The 17,863-nt window shown below is 70.1% G+C and carries 15 protein-coding genes; 8 read left to right on the top strand and 7 right to left on the bottom strand.

From position 1 onward, the window contains the following. Positions 1 to 117 precede the first annotated feature (117 nt). From WMF12_RS28650 to WMF12_RS28625, 6 genes are all read left to right on the top strand, one after another. A complete protein-coding gene (locus tag WMF12_RS28650; protein WP_437850491.1) occupies positions 118 to 252 on the top strand; it encodes a hypothetical protein in 135 nt (44 codons plus the stop codon). Between the two features lie 310 nt (positions 253 to 562). Then, positions 563 to 1,801, top strand: coding sequence for a hypothetical protein (locus WMF12_RS28645; RefSeq protein WP_437850489.1), 1,239 nt, complete (start codon positions 563 to 565; stop codon positions 1,799 to 1,801). A gap of 83 nt (positions 1,802 to 1,884) precedes the next feature. Beyond that, positions 1,885 to 3,579 carry a DUF1592 domain-containing protein gene (locus WMF12_RS28640; protein ID WP_437850487.1) on the top strand — a complete coding sequence of 565 codons (1,695 nt, stop codon included), beginning with the start codon at positions 1,885 to 1,887 and terminating at the stop codon, positions 3,577 to 3,579. 189 nt (positions 3,580 to 3,768) lie between these two features. Then, the gene (locus tag WMF12_RS28635; RefSeq protein ID WP_437850485.1) at positions 3,769 to 5,481 is read left to right on the top strand and encodes a DUF1592 domain-containing protein; all 1,713 of its coding nucleotides are present in this window, start codon (positions 3,769 to 3,771) and stop codon (positions 5,479 to 5,481) included. Positions 5,482 to 5,629: 148 nt separating this feature from the next. Beyond that, a complete protein-coding gene (locus WMF12_RS28630; protein WP_437850483.1) occupies positions 5,630 to 7,102 on the top strand; it encodes a protein adenylyltransferase SelO in 1,473 nt (490 codons plus the stop codon). A gap of 211 nt (positions 7,103 to 7,313) precedes the next feature. After that, the gene (locus WMF12_RS28625) at positions 7,314 to 8,243 is read left to right on the top strand and encodes a YkgJ family cysteine cluster protein (RefSeq protein ID WP_437850481.1); all 930 of its coding nucleotides are present in this window, start codon (positions 7,314 to 7,316) and stop codon (positions 8,241 to 8,243) included. Positions 8,244 to 8,376: 133 nt separating this feature from the next. Here the strand turns inward: WMF12_RS28625 and WMF12_RS28620 are convergent, their stop codons facing one another. The 4 genes from WMF12_RS28620 to WMF12_RS28605 all read right to left on the bottom strand — a co-directional run bounded on the left by WMF12_RS28620 (position 8,377) and on the right by WMF12_RS28605 (position 13,869). Continuing rightward, the gene (locus tag WMF12_RS28620; protein WP_437850479.1) at positions 8,377 to 9,885 is read right to left on the bottom strand and encodes a DUF1552 domain-containing protein; all 1,509 of its coding nucleotides are present in this window, start codon (positions 9,883 to 9,885) and stop codon (positions 8,377 to 8,379) included. A gap of 4 nt (positions 9,886 to 9,889) precedes the next feature. Then, the gene (locus tag WMF12_RS28615) at positions 9,890 to 11,596 is read right to left on the bottom strand and encodes a DUF1592 domain-containing protein (protein WP_437850477.1); all 1,707 of its coding nucleotides are present in this window, start codon (positions 11,594 to 11,596) and stop codon (positions 9,890 to 9,892) included. Between the two features lie 511 nt (positions 11,597 to 12,107). After that, entirely contained in the window at positions 12,108 to 12,449 is a 342-nt protein-coding gene (locus WMF12_RS28610; protein ID WP_437850475.1) for a hypothetical protein, read from the bottom strand. A 175-nt stretch (positions 12,450 to 12,624) separates the two neighbouring features. Continuing rightward, entirely contained in the window at positions 12,625 to 13,869 is a 1,245-nt protein-coding gene (locus tag WMF12_RS28605) for a hypothetical protein (RefSeq protein ID WP_437850473.1), read from the bottom strand. 420 nt (positions 13,870 to 14,289) lie between these two features. Between WMF12_RS28605 and WMF12_RS28600 the strand changes: the two genes are divergently transcribed. Together WMF12_RS28600 and WMF12_RS28595 are read left to right on the top strand one after the other, a co-directional pair. After that, a complete protein-coding gene (locus WMF12_RS28600) occupies positions 14,290 to 15,135 on the top strand; it encodes a helix-turn-helix domain-containing protein (protein ID WP_437850471.1) in 846 nt (281 codons plus the stop codon). 209 nt (positions 15,136 to 15,344) lie between these two features. Next, entirely contained in the window at positions 15,345 to 15,695 is a 351-nt protein-coding gene (locus tag WMF12_RS28595; protein WP_437850469.1) for a DUF1428 domain-containing protein, read from the top strand. 64 nt (positions 15,696 to 15,759) lie between these two features. Here the strand turns inward: WMF12_RS28595 and WMF12_RS28590 are convergent, their stop codons facing one another. The 3 genes from WMF12_RS28590 to WMF12_RS28580 all read right to left on the bottom strand — a co-directional run bounded on the left by WMF12_RS28590 (position 15,760) and on the right by WMF12_RS28580 (position 17,816). Then, a complete protein-coding gene (locus tag WMF12_RS28590; protein WP_437850467.1) occupies positions 15,760 to 16,257 on the bottom strand; it encodes a hypothetical protein in 498 nt (165 codons plus the stop codon). Between the two features lie 547 nt (positions 16,258 to 16,804). Further along, on the bottom strand, positions 16,805 to 17,176 hold the full coding sequence (locus tag WMF12_RS28585; protein ID WP_437850465.1) for a hypothetical protein: 372 nt from the start codon (positions 17,174 to 17,176) through the stop codon (positions 16,805 to 16,807). Positions 17,177 to 17,387: 211 nt separating this feature from the next. Continuing rightward, positions 17,388 to 17,816: a hypothetical protein gene (locus WMF12_RS28580; RefSeq protein ID WP_437850463.1), complete on the bottom strand. Its 429-nt coding sequence runs from the start codon at positions 17,814 to 17,816 to the stop codon at positions 17,388 to 17,390. Between the last annotated feature and the right edge of the window lie 47 nt (positions 17,817 to 17,863).

Below are 17,863 nucleotides of genomic sequence, written 5' to 3'. Positions count from 1 at the left end.
GCGCGCTCGCGCGCTCTCCGGGGCCGAGCTCGACGAGCTGCTTGAAGGCCTCGGCATACGCGATGATCGCCGCCGCCTTCGTGAAGGTTGCCGTCGTCGATCCCGAGCCCTCCGAGCGTGGTTTGCTGCACGGCCTCCCTGGCCTCGCCGGTCGTCGCGTCGCGCCAGGTGACGCGCGGCGGCGCGTCGCTCGACGAGGAGCAGGCGATCGACAACGAGGCGGGGATGATGAGAGCGAGCGCTGTACGCTGAAACTGTGCCATGAACACCTCCACGGGCCGTGCGCTCTCGCACGGGCGGTGCCAGGGAAATCATCAATTATTCCGCCGATAGATGCCTCGTTTGCGCCACGGTGATCGGCTCATGTTGGCCTGAATCGTTTCAAGGTGTGCCAATGTGCGATGGGGCGCGTCCGCGGCGCGCCGGCGATGGGGGTGCGCCGAGCGCCCTCACGGCTCTGGGCCGCGCGGAGGGGCCAAATGGCCCGGGATCGAGCCCGAGAAGCGCACGGCGATGACCGCAATGCCGCCGCGGACGATGGCTCGGTGTACCCTCCCGCGCCGTGCGTGCGTTCGAGAGTGCCGTGCTCCACCCGCGCTGGCTCGCAGCCGTCGTCGTGCTCGCCGGCGCCCTGACCGGGGGTGACGCCTGGGCGGAGGTCCAGCGCCTGCGCATCGCGTACGAGGCGCACGACGGCTGTCCCGGCGCCGGGGCGTTCCTGCGCGAGGTGACCGCGCGCACGGACCTCGCCCGCGCCGCCGCGGCGGACGAAGCGGCGCTCGACGTGCGCGTGCGCATCACCTCGAGCGCGGGCAGGAGCCGCGGCCGGATCACGCTCGGCAAAGGCGAGGACGCGCGCGTCCGCGAGGTCGACGGCGCGACGTGCGGCGAGGTCGTCGCGGCCCTGGCGCTCATCACGGCCCTCCGGGTCGACCCCACCGCGTCTCTCGATCCGCAACCGCCGGCCGTCGGGCCGCGCTCGTCCGAGGCCCCGGAGGCTGGCGGGGCTCGGGATGCCGGCGGGGCGCCAGCGCCGGCCGTGGATCCCGTCGCGGCCCCGCCATCCGCCGCGGAGCCCGCCGCTCCTGCGCAGCCGGCCGGGGCCGCGCAATCCGCCGGGGCCGGCGGCGGCGCAGCGCCGGGCGCGGGGAGCTCGCCGCAGCCGCCCGCCGCCTCGCCGGCCCCACCGGCGCCGGCCGCGCGCCCCTTGCCGATCCGCCCGCCGTCGCCGGTCGCGGGGGCCTCGCACCCTCCGCGGCCGCGACGGCCCGTGGAGCGCCCGTGGACGCTCGGCCTCCAGGGAAGCGCGGCGTCCGGGGTCGCCCCCGAGGCGCTGCTCGGCGGGGGGCCCTTCGTCGAGCTGCGCGCCGATCTGGGCCTCGGCGCGGCGTTCCGCGTCGCCGCCGAGGTGGCCGCCACCGGCGCGGTCGACGCCGGGCCGGGCGGCGCCCTCTTCGTGCGCGGGATCGGCCGCGTCGACGCCTGCGCGGACCTCTTCCGCCCGGCACGCCGGCTCTCGCTCGGGCCCTGCGTGGGCGCGGAGGGCGGCTTCCTTCACGGCACCGGGCTGGTCGGCGAGGCGATCTCCGACGTGGAGGAGGGCACCGTCCCCTGGGCCAGCCTCGGGCTCCTCGCGCGCGTGACCGCCTCGCTCGGGGCCCTCGTGCGGATCGACGCGCAAGGTGGACCGGAATTTCCGCTGGTGCGGCGATCGTTCATGTTCGAGCACCCCGCGCAGCTCATCCACGAGGTGCCCGCGGTCACGTGGACGCTCCGCGTCGGCGCCGGCCTATCGCTCTGATCACCGGCCGCAGGGAGCGACGCGCGACGAAATTGGGATCCCGGGGGAGAGCCTCGGAGATTGCTACGGCGGGAGGCTCTGTCATGAGACCTTTGAAAGCCGTACCTTCACTCGGCTTCTTCTCGGTGCTCTCGCTCCTCGTCGCCGGGTGCGAGATCACGATCGTGGGTGACGACACCGGCGGTGGTGGTGGAGACGGCGGCGGCGTTGGCCACGGCACCACGGTCAGCGTCGGGGAGGGCCCAGGCAGCGGCGGGGGGGATCCCTGTTTCCCCGGCGTCCCGGTGACGTCCCAGATCCCGCGCCTTCTCAACCGGGAATACGACGCGGCGGTGCGCGATCTGCTCGGCGTGACGGCGCTGGCGAGCGCCGGCAACGGCCCGCCGTCGACGCTGCTCGCCCCCGACTTCGAGGGGGACATGACAGATGTCGCATGGAACGCCTATCTCGCGGTCGCCGAGCAGATCGCCGCCGAGGTGATCGCCGGGCCGAACAGGTCCAGGTTCGTCAGCTGCGATCCGGCGGCGTCCGGGTGCCTCGAAGAGACGATCATCGACTTCGGTCGCAAGGCCTTCCGTCGTCCTCTGCTCGAAGAAGAGGTGCAGAGCTTCCTGCGGCTCACCGCGGTGGAGCCCCAGGGCACGCCCGACGAGATCGCCGAGGCCATCCTCTTCACCTTCCTCGCGTCGCCCTCGTTCATCCTGCGCCCCGAGCTGGCGGAGGAGCCAGAGGGAAGCGCCGTCAAGCTCTCCAGCCACGAAGTGGCGGCGAGGCTCTCGTTCCTGCTCTGGGACTCCGTTCCAGATGACATCCTGAACGCCGCGGCCGACGCTGGCCAGCTCGCCACCAGGGAGCAGATCCTGGCGCAGGCGCGGCGGATGATCCGGATCCGCGAGAAGACGGCGCCGGTCGTGGTCGCCTTCCATCGTGATTATGCGGAGATTCGCCAGGGCTCGCACTGGGGAGTCCACGATCACGACACGACCGTGTACCCCGAGTTTTCCCCGGACGCGGTCGCTCCCATGATGGCGGAGATGGACGCCCTCTTCGAGGAGGTGGCGTTCGAAGGGGGGTCCTTCGAGGACCTCTTCCTGAGCAACGTCGCCTTCGTCAACGAGGACACCGCGGCGCTCTATGGGCTCGATCCAGCGAATTTCGGCGCGGAGCTGACGCGGGTGGAGCTCGACCCGACCGAGCGGCCGGGGTTCTTGACCCGCGTCGGGTTCTTGAGCTCCTACTCGTCCTACGCCGCCACGAGCCCGATCCTCCGGGGCGCGTTCATCTCGAGGCTGCTCGGGATCAGCCTGGTGCCCCCGCTTGCCGTGGAGCCGTTGCCCCCTCCGGGCGAAACCACCACGCAACGCCAGCGCGTCGAGGCGCTGACCTCCCCGGCGATGTGCGCCGGGTGCCACGGCCCTTACATCAATCCGCCGGGCTTCGTGCTCGAGAGGTACGACGCCGTCGGCAAGGTGCAGACCACCGATCCGCTCGGCGGTCCCATCGATGGAACCGCCGACGTCCACTTCGGCAGGGACGTCGCCGAGACGATCGAGACACCGATCGAGCTGATGAACGAGCTCGCCGCTGCCCGGGCGGCCAAGCACCACTATGCGGAGCGGTGGGTCACCTTCGCCACCGGGCGGCAGCCGAACCCGAACGACATCTGCGACGTCGATGAGCTCGACGCCAAGCTGTCTGCCGACGGTTACACCATTCTCGACCTGCTCGCCGATCTTACCCAGACAGATTCGTTCCGTCTGCGCGTCCGCGGAAACTGAGGAGGGAATACGCCACGACGCCGGGCGGCGGCGGCGGGGCGCGGCGCTCGGCGTGACGCGGCGCTCCCTCGAAGCGCGCCCGAGCAGGCCCCACGCTGGCCGCATCGAAGCGGGCGCCGGGCCGACGTGCGCGACGAAATTGTGATCGCGGGGAAGCCCCCCGGGGATTGTACGCCGGGAGGCTTTGTCATGAGGCTCTGGCGCGCCGTATCCTCGCTCTGCTGCTTCGCGGCGCTCTCGCTCGTCGCCCCTGGGTGCGGGATCACGATCCTGGGCAAGGGCACCGACCGCGACGATCAGAGCGGCGGCAGCAGCGGCACCACCGCCGGCGTCGGGGGGGGATCAGGCGTCGGGGGGGGATCAGGCGTCGGAGGGGGGGATTCCTGCGTGCCCGGCATCCCGGCGACGTCCCAGATCCCGCGCCTGCTCAACCGGCAGTACGACGCGGTGGTGCGGGATCTGCTCGGCGTGACGATGCTGGAGAGCGCCGGCAACCTCCCGCCGTCTTCGCTCCTCGTCCCCGACTTCGACGGGGACATGACAGAGCCCGCATGGAACGGCTATCTCGCGGCCGCCGAGCACCTCGCCGCCGAGGTGATGGGCGGGCCGAACAAGCCCAGGTTCCTCGCCTGCGATCCGGCGGCGTCCGGGTGCCTGGAAGAGACGATTACCACCTTTGGTCGCAAGGCTTTCCGCCGTCCTCTGCTCGAAGAAGAGGTGCAGAGCTTCCTGCGGCTCACCGCGGTGGAGCCCCAGGGCACGCCCGAAGAGATCGCCGAGGCCATTCTCTTTGCCTTCCTCGCTTCGCCCTCGTTCATCATGCGCCCTGAGCTGGCGCAGGAGCCCGAAGGAAGCGCGATCAAGCTCTCCAGCCACGAGGTGGCGGCGAGGCTCTCGGTCCTGCTCTGGGATTCCATTCCAGATGACATCCTGGACGCCGCGGCCGACGCTGGTCAGCTCGCCACCAAGGAGCAGATCCTGACGCAGGCGCAGCGGATGATCCAGGACCGCGAAAAGACGGCGCCGGTCGTGGCCCGGTTCCATCGTGCTTATGCGGACATTCGCCCGGGGTCGCGCTGGGGAGCGGTCGAGCACGACACGACCCGCTTCCCCGACTACTCCCCGGACGTGGTGGCTCCGATGATGGCAGAGATGGATGCCCTCTTCGAGGAGGTGGCGTTCGAGGGGGGGTCGTTCAAGGACCTCTTCCTGAGCAACGTCGGTTACGTCAATCAGGACACCGCTGCGCTCTATGGGCTCGATGCGGCGGATTACGGCGCGGATCTGACGCGGGTGGAGCTCGATCCGAACGAGCGGCCTGGGTTCTTGACCCGCGTCGGGTTCTTGAGCTCCTACTCGCGTTATGGCGCCACGAACCCGATCCTCCGGGGCGCGTTCGTCGCCAACAGGCTGCTCGGGATCGACCTGGCACCCGTGCCCAGCGCGAGCGAGACGCCGTGGCCTCCGGGCCCGTTCTCCACGGAGCGTGAGGCCATCGAGTCCATGACCTCCCCGGCGGGGTGCGCCGGATGCCACGGCACGTACATCAACCCGCCGGGCTTCGTGCTCGAGAGGTACGACGCCGTCGGCAAGGTGCAGACCATCGATCCGCTCGGCGGCGCCATCGACGGGACCGCTGACGTCACCTTTGGCGCCGACAACGTCAAGACGATCACGTCACCCATCGAGCTGATGAACGAGCTCGCCGCTGATCCGGCCGCCATGCGCCATTATGCCGAGCGGTGGGTCGCCTTTGCCACTGGACGGGAGCCAAACGGGAGCGACAAGTGTGACGTTCACGGGCTCAGCGTCAACCTGCTTGTCGACGGCTATACCATCCTCGATCTGCTCGCCGATCTCACCCAGACGGACTCTTTCCGCCTGCGCGTCATCGGGAACTGACGAGGGAATACGACAGGGCGAGGAGCCTGTTCGCTCGCCTTCGCGCGAACGGCTCAGCGTCCCTCGCTCCCGCGGCGCCGTGGCGTGGCCCGGCGGCGGGCTCTTCCGGCGGCTTGAGCGGCGGCACCTCCGCGCGTAAGGTTCGCCGATGAAGCTCCCGTTCGACAACACCTACGCCCGCCTTCCCGACCGCTTCCACGCGCGCGTCTCCCCCGCACGGGTCCGCGCGCCGCGCGTCGTGAAGGTGAACCGCGCGCTCGCGGAGGTGCTCGGGCTCGACGCGGAGCAGCTCGCCTCGGCGGAGGGGGCGGAGGTGCTCGCGGGCAACGCGCTGGCCGAGGGCGCGGAGCCGATCGCGCTCGCGTACGCGGGGCACCAGTTCGGCAGCTTCGTCAGCCAGCTCGGGGACGGGCGGGCCATCCTGCTCGGCGAGGTCGTGGGCAGGGACGGCAAGCGGCGCGATCTCCAGCTCAAGGGCGCGGGGCGGACGCCGTTCTCGCGGGGCGGAGACGGGCGCGCGGCGCTCGGGCCGGTGCTGCGCGAGTACGTCGTGAGCGAGGCCATGGCGGCGCTCGGCGTGCCGACGACGCGCGCGCTCGCCGCGGTCACGACGGGCGAGCCGGTCTATCGCGAGGAGGTGCTCCCCGGCGCGGTGCTCACGCGCGTGGCCGCGAGCCACATCCGCGTGGGCACGTTCCAGTTCTTCGCCGCGCGGGACGACCGCGAGGCGCTGGCCACGCTCGCCTCGTATGCGCTCTCCCGGCATTACCCCGAGGCGATGGGCAGCGGCAACGACGCGCTGGCGCTGCTCGAGCGCGTCGTCGACGCGCAGGCGTCCCTGGTCGCGCGCTGGCTCGGCGTCGGCTTCGTGCACGGCGTGATGAACACCGACAACACGTCGATCTCCGGGGAGACCATCGATTACGGGCCGTGCGCGTTCCTCGACGAGTATGATCCCGCGAAGAAGTTCAGCTCGATCGATCGGGGCGGCCGTTACGCCTTCGGGAACCAGCCGCGCATCGCGCAGTGGAACATGGCGCGGCTCGCCGAGGCGCTCCTGCCGCTCCTGGCCGAGGGCGAGGAGGAGGCCGTCCGCCTGGCGACCGAGCGCGTGGAGCGCTTCTCCGCGCTCTTCGTCGCGGCCCACGCGCGCGTCCTGCGGGCCAAGCTGGGGCTCGCGCGCGAGGAGGAGGGAGATCTCGCGCTCGCCGCGGATCTGCTGGAGCGGCTCGCGTCGAACGGCGTCGATTACACGGTCTTCTTTCGCCGGCTGTGCGCGTCAGCGGCCGATCCAGCGGCCGACGCGCAGGTGGCCGCCCTGTTCGCGGAGCCCGGCGCCTTCCGCGACTGGGCCGAGTCGTGGCGCCGGCGGCTCGCCCGGGAGGAGGCCACGTCCGAGGCGCGCGCGAGCGCGATGCGGCTCGTCAACCCGGCGTTCATCCCGCGCAATCACCGGATCGAGGCGCTCATCCAGGCGGCCGTTCTGCGTGACGACTTCGAGCCGTTCGAGACGCTGGTGCGGGTGCTCGAGCGACCGTACGACGATCAGCCGGAGAGCGCGCATCTGAGCGAGCCCCCGCAGCTGGACGAGCGCGTGCAATACACGTTCTGCGGGACCTGACCATTCTCGAACAGCGAGGCATCTCAGGGAGTCGTCCATAACGGTCGGGCACCAACGTAAACGTAAACGTAAACGTGAACGTTAGGATGTGGGAGAACGCGGCGGGAAGCTTGGTTAACGCGTAGGAGGGCTGGCGGACGGTTCGACGGGGTGATAAACTACGGTTTCTTCGAGCGCTCGGGCGGCAACCACCCTCCAGGAACCGGCCACCATGAGTCAGAGGAAAGGCAAGCCGCGCCCCGCGTCAGGAAAGAAGGCCCGGCGAGACGCTCGCAAGGACGGCGCGGGCCGCGTGCATCTCACGGTCCTTCGCGACCCCGCGAGCGGGCATGAGCGCGTGGCGCTCAGGAGCCCGGTGTTCCGGGAGGCGTGGCAGAACGACATCGCGGCGGCCGCGGCGAACACGGCTTATTCCGCCCTGCGCGGGGAGCCGAGCGTGGATGGCGCGGTCGAGCTGGCGCGGGACGCGATGGCGGCCACGTCGCGGCTCGCTGCGGGGCTGCTGGCGCGCGCGCCCGATGGCGCGGTGGCGTGCAGGGCGGGTTGCGATCACTGCTGCCATCAATCGGTCGGGGTCACTCCGCCGGAGGCGCTCGCGATCGCCGACCACCTGAGGTCGACCCTGTCCGACGCGGAGCTCGCGCGCGTGGCTCAGCACGTGTCCGGGTGCCACGACAGGACGAGAAGCCTGCCCTCGGCAGAGCGGTTTTCGCCGGACCACCCCTGCCCCTTCCTGCGGTCGGGGCGGTGCTCGATCTACGAGGTTCGACCGCTCTCCTGTCGAGGGATGAACTCGCTCGACGCGGGAGAGTGCGCGGCCAGGCTGCGGGACCCCGAGGCGCGCGCCGCGTTCCTGGCGCGCGGCGTGGGGGGCCGCTCGTTCATGGAGCCCATTCGCGGCGTCCACGCCATCAGCGCCGGCCTGCAGCTCAGCCTCTCCGAGCTCTTTCGCCTCGACATGCGCCCCCTGGAGCTGACGGCGGCGATGCACCTGCTCCTGAACGGGCCGGACTCGCTCGCCGACGCGTGGATCCGCGGGGAGCGGCCGTTCGAGTCAGCGCGCAGCGCCGACAACGCGACGGATCCCGGCCTGGGCGAGCTCATCGCAGCGGTGGGTCTCGCGCCCGGCCGGGAGCCCTGAACGGCTCGAAGCGGGGTGCAGGTTCGTGGGATACGGGCTCAGCCGCTAGGCAGGCGAGTGAGGCGTACGTAAGTACGCCGCAGCGAGCCGAACGACGCGGATGAGCCCGTAGCGCACGAAGATGCGCCCCGCTTCAGGCCTTGAGCTCGGTGAGCTCGCCCGGCTTGGTGATGCCGGCCTGAGCGTCCCTGCTGTCGAGCTTTCCAAACTCCGTGACGGGCCCACCGCCTGGCGCCGTGCACCCGACGGCGTTCATCAGCGTCACGTAGAGCTTGTTGATGGGGACGCTGCCGGTGTTCGAGCCCGTGCCGAAGCCGACGCTGGTGTCGCCGCCCGTGCAGTCCGCCTCGCTGTTGCCGGTGCCGAGCTTCCCGCCGTCCACGTTCACCACGTGGCCCTGCTTGAGGTAACCCCCTGCGCTGCCCGCGATCACGATCGGCAGGTTGTTCGTGTTGTGGGCGTTGCCGTCGGCCAGCTCCGGGAGCCACATCGTGGCGGTGTTGTCGAGCAGCGTGCGATCCCCCTCCGCGATGCTGTCGAGCAGGGTGACGAGCCGCACGTACTTGGCCGCGTACCAGGCGTCGATCTGCGCGATCATGTCGAGCACGCCGTTCTTGCAGGTCCCGCCCACCGCGAACGAGCCGTTCCGGTGCGAGAGGCCGTGGTGGTCGGCGTCGTGCTGGATGCCATCCCAGTCGAAGGTCACGTAACCTGGATAGACGAGGATCATCGACCGGTTCATGTCGCAGATCATGCTCAGCGCCATGAGGTTCATCATCATGTCCCCGCCGGCCGTGAACGACGTGCCCAGGCCCGCGCCGAAGCCGCCGCCCGAGCTCGCAGCGTCGACCTTGGCGGCCGTGACGCCGACCGTGGCCGCGGTCGCCTCGTTGCACGCCGTGGGCGCGACGTTCTGCTCCGTGCTGCGGAGCAGATCGAGCCAGTCGCTGATCCGGCGCTGGTCGGATTTGCTCATGGTGAGCCGCTGGTAGCTCTGAAGGTCGTCCTTGACGAGATCGATGGCGCTCTGCCCGCGCTTGACGCGGTAGTCGGCCTCGGTCTCCTGCCCGCCCCCGAACAGCCCGGTGAGCTGCTGGTACACCGTCTTGGGGTTGACGACGGCCGGGAAGGCGGTGTTCGGCGCCGAGAAGGACAGCACCTCCTTGATGCTGCTGCTCGACGGGCCGACCGAGAGCACGAGCGGGCTCGCCTTGCCGGGGTTGATCTGCTTCGCGATCTCGTGGTCGAGCGAGTGGGACGTCGCGTACCGCGTCTTGTCGTCGCTGATGAGCGCGCAGGTGAGCTTCCCCCCCATCGCCTGATCGTGCGGGTCGATGGACTGGATCTCCGCGTAGGAGTTGAACATCTTCAGGCCGCGCGGGAACAGCAGCTTCGACACGAACGGCGTCAGCCCCGCCAGCGTGGTGCCCTTGATGTGCTCGGCCGTGAGGGCGCCGCTCTCGATGGTCGGGAACCAGCGGTTGGTGAGGCACCCGTTGTGCGTGTAGAAGATCACGAGGCGCCGGGGCGGCGACGACTGGGGCGCGGACTGCGCCTTGACCTCCCGCTCGTGGACGGAGCTCAGGAACGGAGCCGCGAGAGCGGCGCCAGCGACACCCTTCAGGAAGACTCTGCGCTTCATTCGCCTACTCCAGTTCTACGGCTCGGGTTCGGAACGACGGAGACTGTGTGAGGTCCGTGACGAGGTTGAGGACCGTGTACCCCCCGGCGGTGATCTTCGCGGACACGTCGCGCACCGTGCACGAGTCGAGCGGGTGGCCGTCGCGCTCGTAGGCGTACGAGACCCACTTCTGCGCGTACTGGCGCTGCGCGTTCGGGGAGACGGCGAGCTTCGCCATCAGATCGGCCGGGCTCGTGACCCTCACGGGCTGCCCGTCGATGCGCACGTCCGCCACCGTGTCGATGAGCGCGCCGGTCAACGCTTCTTGCGTCTGCCACGACCCCATGGCGTCGTACGCCTCCATCACGAAGCCCGGCGGGTTGATGGTGTTGTGGTGGCACGCGGCGCAGGTCGCGCCCGCCGTCTGCGCGTCCACGCGCTTGCGGTTCGTGTCGAGATCGTCCCCTTCTGGCAGCGGCGTCTCGAGCGCGCCGGGAGGTGGGGTGCCCGGGTCGATGCCGAGCACGTCCTTGGTGATGAACACGCCCCGGAGGATCGGCGAGGTGCGGTTGTACGACGAGTACGCGTTGAGGAAGCCCACCCGCGTCAGGAACCCCGGCCGCTGCGTCGGGTCGAGGGACACCTCCTCGAGATCCGCCCCGAACTGGGCGGGATCGAGCCCGTAGAGCGGCGCGGTCGCCGCGTTCACGAAGGCGACCGGGCTGAGGAGGAACTCCTGGAACGTCCCCTCGCGCGTGAAGACCAGATGATCGAAGAAGCGCTCGGTCTCTTCCGCCATGATCGGAATGAGCGCGCGATCGAACATGGGGAACATGGTCGTGTCCCGCTGCGCCGAGTCCCAGCGCGTGTTCGGCCCCAGCTCCAGGTAGTATCGATGGAAGGCGGCCACCATCTGCCGGGCCCTCGGGTCCTCGAGCATCCGCTGGGCCTGCGCCAGGACCTGCTCCGCGGTGGACAGCTGGCCCTGATCGGCGGCCTGGTTCAGCGCCTCGTCGGGGATCGTCCCCCAGAGCATGTAAGAGAGGCGCGACGCGACCTCATGGTTCGAGAGGGTGAACCCCGCGGCGCCGCCGGGCGTCTCCGTGATCTCCGCGCGCTGGATGAACGTGGGGGAGATCAGGAACATGAACAGCAGCGCCTCCGCGACCTCCTCCGGGGCCCCGCTCTCGGTGATCTCCGGCCCCTTGGCCACGATCGCGTCGAACCTCGCCACCTCCGCGTCCGTCAGCGGCCGCCGGAAGGCGCGCCGCCCGAACTCGAGGATCGTGTCGTGCAAACACGCGGCGCCGTCACCGCTGGGCGTGCACTTCAGAAAGTTCTTCTTGAGCGCGGGGTCCGCCATCACCTGCGCGGCGACCATCTCGGCCACGGCCCTGTAGGCGCTCCAGCCCAGATCCGTGAGGCTCCCTGCCTGGTCCGTCGCCAGCAGCGTCGAGGGCGCCACGTTGCCGGAGGCCGTCAGCGCCGTGACGCCCAGCAGATCGCGGACCGTCCTGTCGTACTGCGCGTTCGTCAGGCGCCGGATCTGCGATGTCGGCGCGATTCCGGGCTTGCACTCGCCGCTCGCACCTGGGCCGTCCGGCGTGCCGTCCGTGCCCCCGGTGGGGTTTTGCCCGCCCGACTCCGAGTCGACCTCGGCGTCTCCCACGGAGCCCACACAGCCAGCCGCGAACGCGGTGGCGACGATGATGCCGCTCCTCCACGTATGCATCGCACTCACCTCAGGTGTTATGTTCCAGATCAAAGAACCCAGACGGAAACAGCAAGGGCGTCTTTTGCGACCGACACGCGACGTTCGGTGGCTGCCCTGCTCCCCGCGCACCACATCCTCTCATGTCGAGAGGATGTGGTGCAATGATGTGTCGGTGAGGGCTCTCATTTTTTTCGGTGATTGACGCTCTAATTTTTCATCAAAGGCATGCGGGAACATTTTGATGTTCACCCAAGTGCGCTTTTCGTCAAAGGCATGAGGGAACCCATGGATGTTCACCCATGCGCGCCCGCAGCCTCTCGCGCGAGCTCCGCGAGCAGGCCGCCGCCCACCGGCCGTGGCCGCGGTTCGCAGCGGCCAGAACGGAAGGCCGGCGACGACTCGGCATGTCCAGCTTGGTGATGGCGCGGCTGTCGCGCTGTACGTCCGCGCCGCCACGCGCGATGACGCGGCGTGGGGCGAGTGCTGCTCTATTGCCGCGCTGCCCCTGAACGGAGCCGCCCTGCGTCATTCACCGCCCGAGCCAGCGCGTCCTCTCACGCGCGAGGCGCGCGACGGCCGCCCAGTCGATCGGCGCCGCTCTGCGCAGCTCGTGGGCGGGTGAAGCTGTGTTTTCCCACATGTCCTTCGCGCCGAAGAGCACCTCGACCACGGCCGGGTCCTCGTCCCACGCGACGGGCACGAGGTCGTCGAGGCACGTTGTATCGATGGGCGCCTCGGGGTTGGCCGGCTCTTCCCACAGCTCGGAGAGGGCCACGTGTGTCCCGAGGATGACCGATCCCCGTGGCTCGCCTCCGCCGGGCTGCGACATCAGGTCGAGCAGCGTCTGTATGTAATGGCCGACCACCTGCACGTCGCCCGGCTCGCAGCGGTCGATGCGGTAAGCGAGCGGGAAGAGGTGCGTCCGCAGGCCGCGGAGCTGGACGAGTGTCCGCTCGTGCGGCTTCCGCTCAACGCGGGCTCTGTTTTCCGTGCGGGCCGCGGGGCCGAGGGAGGCCCCCGGCCCGCACGGCGGAGGGGCCCTCCGCTCAGAGGAGCTTGAGATAGGCGACCATGTCCGCCTCCTCCTGGGCGGTCAGGGTCGAGCGCCCCCCGAGGATCGGGGCGGCCAGGATCGGCGCGGCCTCGAAGGCCAGCTTGTAGTGGTGGACGAGATCCTCCAGCGTAGGGGCCGAGTTGTCGTGGAAATAGGGCGCCGTCTCGTTGATGCCCCAGAGGGAGGTCGTCTTGCCGTCCCCCAGGACGTCCAGGGTGCCAAGAACGAGAGCGGAGCCCGGATCGGCGGCCAGCATCGAGAGGACGCCGTTCTCGAGCCTCGGCTGGTAGACGGCGATGAGCGGGAAGTACAGATCCGGATCGGAGCAGAGGAGGCCGCTCCCGTCCGACGGGCAGGCCATGGCGTAGCGACGCATCGGGTTCGGCGTCGGCCGCACCTCCGAGGTGCCGAGGACCTCGCCCGAGAAGCCGGTCAGCACGCCGGTGATCCTGGTGAATGCCCCGAAGGGGAACTGCTCGCTGCTCGTGTTCAGCATGGGCCCGCTGTGGCACTGGCCGCAGACTCCGTTCGGGAGAAAGTGCTTGCGCCCGCGCTTCTCGGACCGCGTGTGGCCGCGAGGCAGCTCGGGCTCAGGCCCGCCGTGCGCGTAACGGCGCAGCTCTCGCGAGCTGAACAGCGTCCGCTCGTAGTCGGCGATCTTCTCGAGCTGCCGCCGCGTGGGCGTGACCGTCGGCTCGAAGTGCGCCAGGATCGCGTTCGCGGCCTGCGTCTCGAGGTCGGGCTCACGGGCATCGAACGTGATGAGCGGATCGAGCGCGGGCGAGTTCTTGACGGAGGGGACGCCTCGGAAGACGGTCACGCTCGTGGCCGCGGGGTCGTCGTAGATCCAGACGTTCGGGGGCAGCGGGAACTCGAAGCGGATCGTGGCCTCGTTGAGGAGCCGCGTGTAGCTGTCGCCGACGCCGTCGTCGCTGTCGATCGGGCGGAAGAGGGGATCGTTCGGGTTGGCCGCGTACCGCGCCTGCACGTCCGCCGGGGAGATCGTGCCGGTCTCCTCGCTGTGGCAGGTCACGCAGCGGCGCCCGTTGCCGCCGAAGGTCGCTCTCTCGAAGAGCTGCTCGCCGCTCTGGACCCGGTGCGCCTGGGCGGCGACCGCGACGAGCTCGCCTGTGTCCCACTCCTCCTGCCCCGCGCAACCCGCGGCCCCCAGCAGCGGGATAAGGAGGAAGAGACAGGCCATGAACACGCCTTGATGGGAATTGAACATGTGATTCATAAACCCTCCCTGATGATGAGTCTGACAGGGGAGCGTCGCCCGGAGCGAACACGGTGTCGTGATCGCGCCGGTCGAGGGACGCGCGCCTGAACGGGGCGCGCAGCCATCATGTTTGATCTAGATCACGGTGATTCGGGCGTCCGCGCGAGGTTGCGGCGCGCCGCGAAGAGGACCCCCAGGTGACCTCGCAAGTTTTCAGAGAAAACGAATCGGTCCCCAGCTGTCAAGGGAGCTCAGCCGTGCTCGATCCGATTGCCATGGTGTGCGTGTTCGTGGGGTTCAGGTCGCCGATGCGCGCTGGGTGCCGCCGCTGTGTGACACCGCGTCGCCTGCCGGACCGAGGGAGCCTCGAGGGCCTGGCCTGGCCAGGCCGGTCCGGAAGCCTGCCCCATCAACGCGTGTTACCCTGCGACGGTGGTCATGGAGTCGCAGCTTACAATCGACGCCCTCGAGACCGGCGTGATCCATGTACATGCCTGCCGCGCGCCGGAGATCTGCTCGATACAGCGCGCCGCCGTGCACACCTATTCGGTCCTCGCCTTTCACCTCGGCGGCCGGATGCGGGTGGAGCACCGCGGCGAGCTGGAGCTCACGGCTGGCCAGGTCCACCTCATCCCGGCCGGCGATGCCCACCGGTGGCTCACGGCGAGCAAGGTGGATCTGCGCGGCGTGGCCTTCTGTCGCTCGTGCCTCCCTCAGGATCGTTTTCAGGAGCTGCTCGCCCCGCTCGACCGCGTCCGGCGCGGGGCTTTCCCGGTCGTCGAGCTGCCGACCAGCAGGCAGCCCCACGTGCTCGGCCTGCTCGAGGAGCTCGAGCGCGAGCTGTCGCGGTCCTCGGGCATGCTGCCCGTCGTGGCCGAGAGCCTGCTCGGGCTCCTGCTCGCCGAGATCGTGCGCGCCGCCCCGCGCGACGCAGCTCCCCCCGAGGCCCCCTCGATCGTGGCCGAGGCGCTCGCCGTGATCGAGGCGCGCTGTCTGGGGCCGCTGACCCTCGGTGAGGTGGCCCGCGCGGTGCACCGATCCCCCGCCTACGTCACGACCGCGGTGAAGCGGTCGACGGGCCGCTCCGTGGTGGCGTGGATCCTCGAGGGCCGCCTCGCCGAGGCGCGGCGTCGCCTGCGCGACACGGACGAGCTCGTCGAGATCATCGCCGAGCGGGTCGGTTATGCCGACGCCAGCCAGTTCAGCCGCCTCTTCCGCCGCCGCCACGGCGTGGCCCCGGCCGCGTGGCGCGCCCGCGAGCGCGCGCTGCCTCGCCCTGGGTGAGCGTCCGGCAGGCCTGTCGCGCCGAGCGCGCTTTCCGGCCGGCTCGAGCGCCGTGAGCCCTCGCGCGCGGCCGCCAGGCGGCCTTGCAGCGAAGTTGCCTTCGTCGATCGCGTGGGGCATCACCCCGGTCCCCCAGCTGGTCGGCACGCCGCCGCGCGGGTCGCGGCGGTGGTCCGTCTGGAACGGGGCCGAACGAGAGGAGAACAACGATGAGCTACGTCGACGGTTTCGTTGTGCCCGTGCCCGCGGGCAAGAAGCAGGCTTATCGCGATCTGGCCGAGAAGGCCGCAGCGGTGTTCAAGAAGCACGGGGCGATTCGCGTCGTCGAGTGCTGGGGCGACGACGTGCCCGACGGCAAGATCACCGACTTCAAGGGCGCGGTGAAGGCGGAGGAAGGCGAGGTCGTCGTCTTCTCGTGGATCGTCTGGCCCTCGAAGGAGGTGCGGGACGAGGGCAACAAGAAGGTGATGGAGGACCCGCTCATGAAGATGGACGAGGACTCGCCCTTCGACGCAAAGCGGATGATCTACGGCGGGTTCGACGTCCTCGTCGACGTCTGACCGGCAGGCTGCGGTCCTCGAGCCCGGCCCCTCCAGGACCGGCTCGGCCAGGCGGCGGAGATCATCAGAACGCCGGTGCCAGCTGGAGAGCGACGAGGCTGGCGATGGCGAACGCGGCGACGAGCTTCTCGACCCGATCGAAATGAATCGTTTGCCGCGCGGGACCGAGGAAGATCCGGCGCCCGCGGGCGACTGCCACGCCGACTCCGCCGACCACCGCGGCGACGAGGGCCCACGGGATCAAGGGAGATCTCGTGGGCAGCAGGAAGAGCTCAGCCCCCTCGAGCAGCGCCTTCATTCCGATCGTCAAGAACAGGGCCGTCGCCACGCCCTGCGCATCGGCCTGGGGCGAGCTCCTGAGAAGCGCCCGGCTCAGGGCCTCGATGAGGACCAGGGACAGCAGGTTGATGGAAGGGACGCGCAATGCGAGCAGCAGAGAACGCGGCGCCGACGACCAGCGCGTGACGGGGAGTAGCTCAGGGAGTCGATCGTAGAGGAGCGCGACCAGGGTCACCACACCGAGGGCGGACGCCCAGGAGAACAGCCGCGTCACGAGGGGCATGGTGCGGATCCTGGTGCTCGTGCTCCTGGAGCCGTTTGAGCTCGAATGACCGCATGCCATCGTTCGCTCTCGTGGACGAGGCTCACGGCAAAGTGCTCCTCGTCCAGCTCCACGAGGATGGGGTCGGACTCGTCCCAGCTCGCACCGGCGAGGACTGCGGCCACGCAGCCGGCAGCAAGCTCCTTGCGGCCTCCGTCCTTGAGCGCAGCGACCCTGGCGCGAGCCCAGCCGGTACGAGCATCGAGCAGCAGAGCGACAGTCGCGGACGGGAATGCGCGCTCGAGGTGGGGGAGCGCTCGAGAGGCGGCTGACGGATCACCTCCAGGGGTGGCGATCAGGACGAAGAGCTCCGAGGTACGGGGGTCGCCCTGGAGCGCGGCGCTGTAGCGAAAGAACTGAGGGCTGTGCTCGACGCCAGGGACCGGCAGCATGACGAAGCGGCTCGGCGTGACCTCACCCGCCCCAGGATGTCCGGGCGGAACGAGGAACCCGTCCTCGATCGGCGTCACCTGGGCCGACACGGCGTGCTGGCGCGCCGCGCGCGCCGTCACCCCGGGCCCCGCAGCGCCTCGACAAGCGCCTCGACAAGCGCGCGCACCGGGAGCGAGGGCGACCGCTCGCCGAGCAGCTCGAGCACGTCCTCGTCGTCCTCGCCGCACGAGAGCTGTACGGCCGCGACAACGGCCCCGTCGCGCTCGACCGCCAGGTCGAAGATCCCCTCCTCGTCGCTCACCGGCGCGCCGAGCAGCGCCGACAGCCGGCGGCCCAGGAGCTCGGCCAGCGGCTCGTCACCGTCGAGGCTCGCCTCGTCGGGCTCGATGGTGGCCTGGACCGCGCGCGTCGGCGCCCCGCTCACCTCGGCGCCCTCGCGATCGAGCCGGAAACGAAAGCCACGTGCCTCGAAGAACCCCGTCGTCACGCGCGCGATCAAGGCACGCCGCGGGCGCCGGGGCAAGTGGATGCCATTCGTCTGGGAGCTGACGACCCTGTTGCGCCGGTGGCTTACTCCCGAAGCCCAGTAGCCCGCCCAACAAGCGGCTGCTGGCCGACGGCGCCGAGCGTAAGGCGCACGTCGCCGCGGCAGAGCCGCAATCCGTTCGGCGATGACCGATCCGATCCCGGGGGCAACCTCACCAGACCGGCTTTCCTGTCCGCTTGAGCGACCGGAGGAAACGCAGCCGCTCGGCCTCGGGCGGCAGCGGATCCGAGCCCTGGGCCTCGACGATGAGCAAGCAGGTCATGTCCTCGAAATCCACCGTCCGCTGGTGTGCCGCCGGCGGCGTCCCCTTCACCTCGAGCCTGTCACGGCCGGGCGCGCGCGCCTCCGGCCCGAGCTTTCCATCTCGCCGCGCCATGCAGCTCGCGCTGAAGGCGAGCCGTCCAGGCGTCTTTCCGCCGACCGTGTGCGTGCGCAGCTCCACGTCGTCGGTGGCCCGGGCGCGCGTTCGAAAGTCGTTGAACGGGAGCGGCAACTCCACGGAGAAGGCGCCTTCCGTCGATCGCGCGAGGTGCCAGCCATCTCCGAGCGGCTGGGTGGCCTGCACTCTGTGCATCGTCATGAAGACGCCTGCGCCGATTTCACGCTCCTCGCCCGGGCCGATGCCCG

It is taken from the genome of Sorangium sp. So ce363, assembly GCF_051520435.1.
Taxonomy (GTDB): Bacteria; Myxococcota_A; Polyangia; order Polyangiales; family Polyangiaceae; genus Sorangium; species Sorangium cellulosum_B.
Note: the sequence above shows the minus strand (reverse complement) of the source record. Positions and strands in the feature narration are given on the sequence as shown.

Coding starts and splice junctions, on each gene's coding strand:
- WMF12_RS28640 (WP_437850487.1), top strand. CDS start 1,885: ATGAGACCTTTGAAAGCCGTACCTTCACTCGGCTTCTTCTCGGTGCTC.
- WMF12_RS28635 (WP_437850485.1), top strand. CDS start 3,769: ATGAGGCTCTGGCGCGCCGTATCCTCGCTCTGCTGCTTCGCGGCGCTC.
- WMF12_RS28630 (WP_437850483.1), top strand. CDS start 5,630: ATGAAGCTCCCGTTCGACAACACCTACGCCCGCCTTCCCGACCGCTTC.
- WMF12_RS28625 (WP_437850481.1), top strand. CDS start 7,314: ATGAGTCAGAGGAAAGGCAAGCCGCGCCCCGCGTCAGGAAAGAAGGCC.
- WMF12_RS28620 (WP_437850479.1), bottom strand. CDS start 9,885: ATGAAGCGCAGAGTCTTCCTGAAGGGTGTCGCTGGCGCCGCTCTCGCG.
- WMF12_RS28615 (WP_437850477.1), bottom strand. CDS start 11,596: ATGCATACGTGGAGGAGCGGCATCATCGTCGCCACCGCGTTCGCGGCT.
- WMF12_RS28605 (WP_437850473.1), bottom strand. CDS start 13,869: ATGAATCACATGTTCAATTCCCATCAAGGCGTGTTCATGGCCTGTCTC.
- WMF12_RS28600 (WP_437850471.1), top strand. CDS start 14,290: ATGGAGTCGCAGCTTACAATCGACGCCCTCGAGACCGGCGTGATCCAT.
- WMF12_RS28595 (WP_437850469.1), top strand. CDS start 15,345: ATGAGCTACGTCGACGGTTTCGTTGTGCCCGTGCCCGCGGGCAAGAAG.
- WMF12_RS28590 (WP_437850467.1), bottom strand. CDS start 16,257: ATGCCCCTCGTGACGCGGCTGTTCTCCTGGGCGTCCGCCCTCGGTGTG.
- WMF12_RS28580 (WP_437850463.1), bottom strand. CDS start 17,816: ATGACGATGCACAGAGTGCAGGCCACCCAGCCGCTCGGAGATGGCTGG.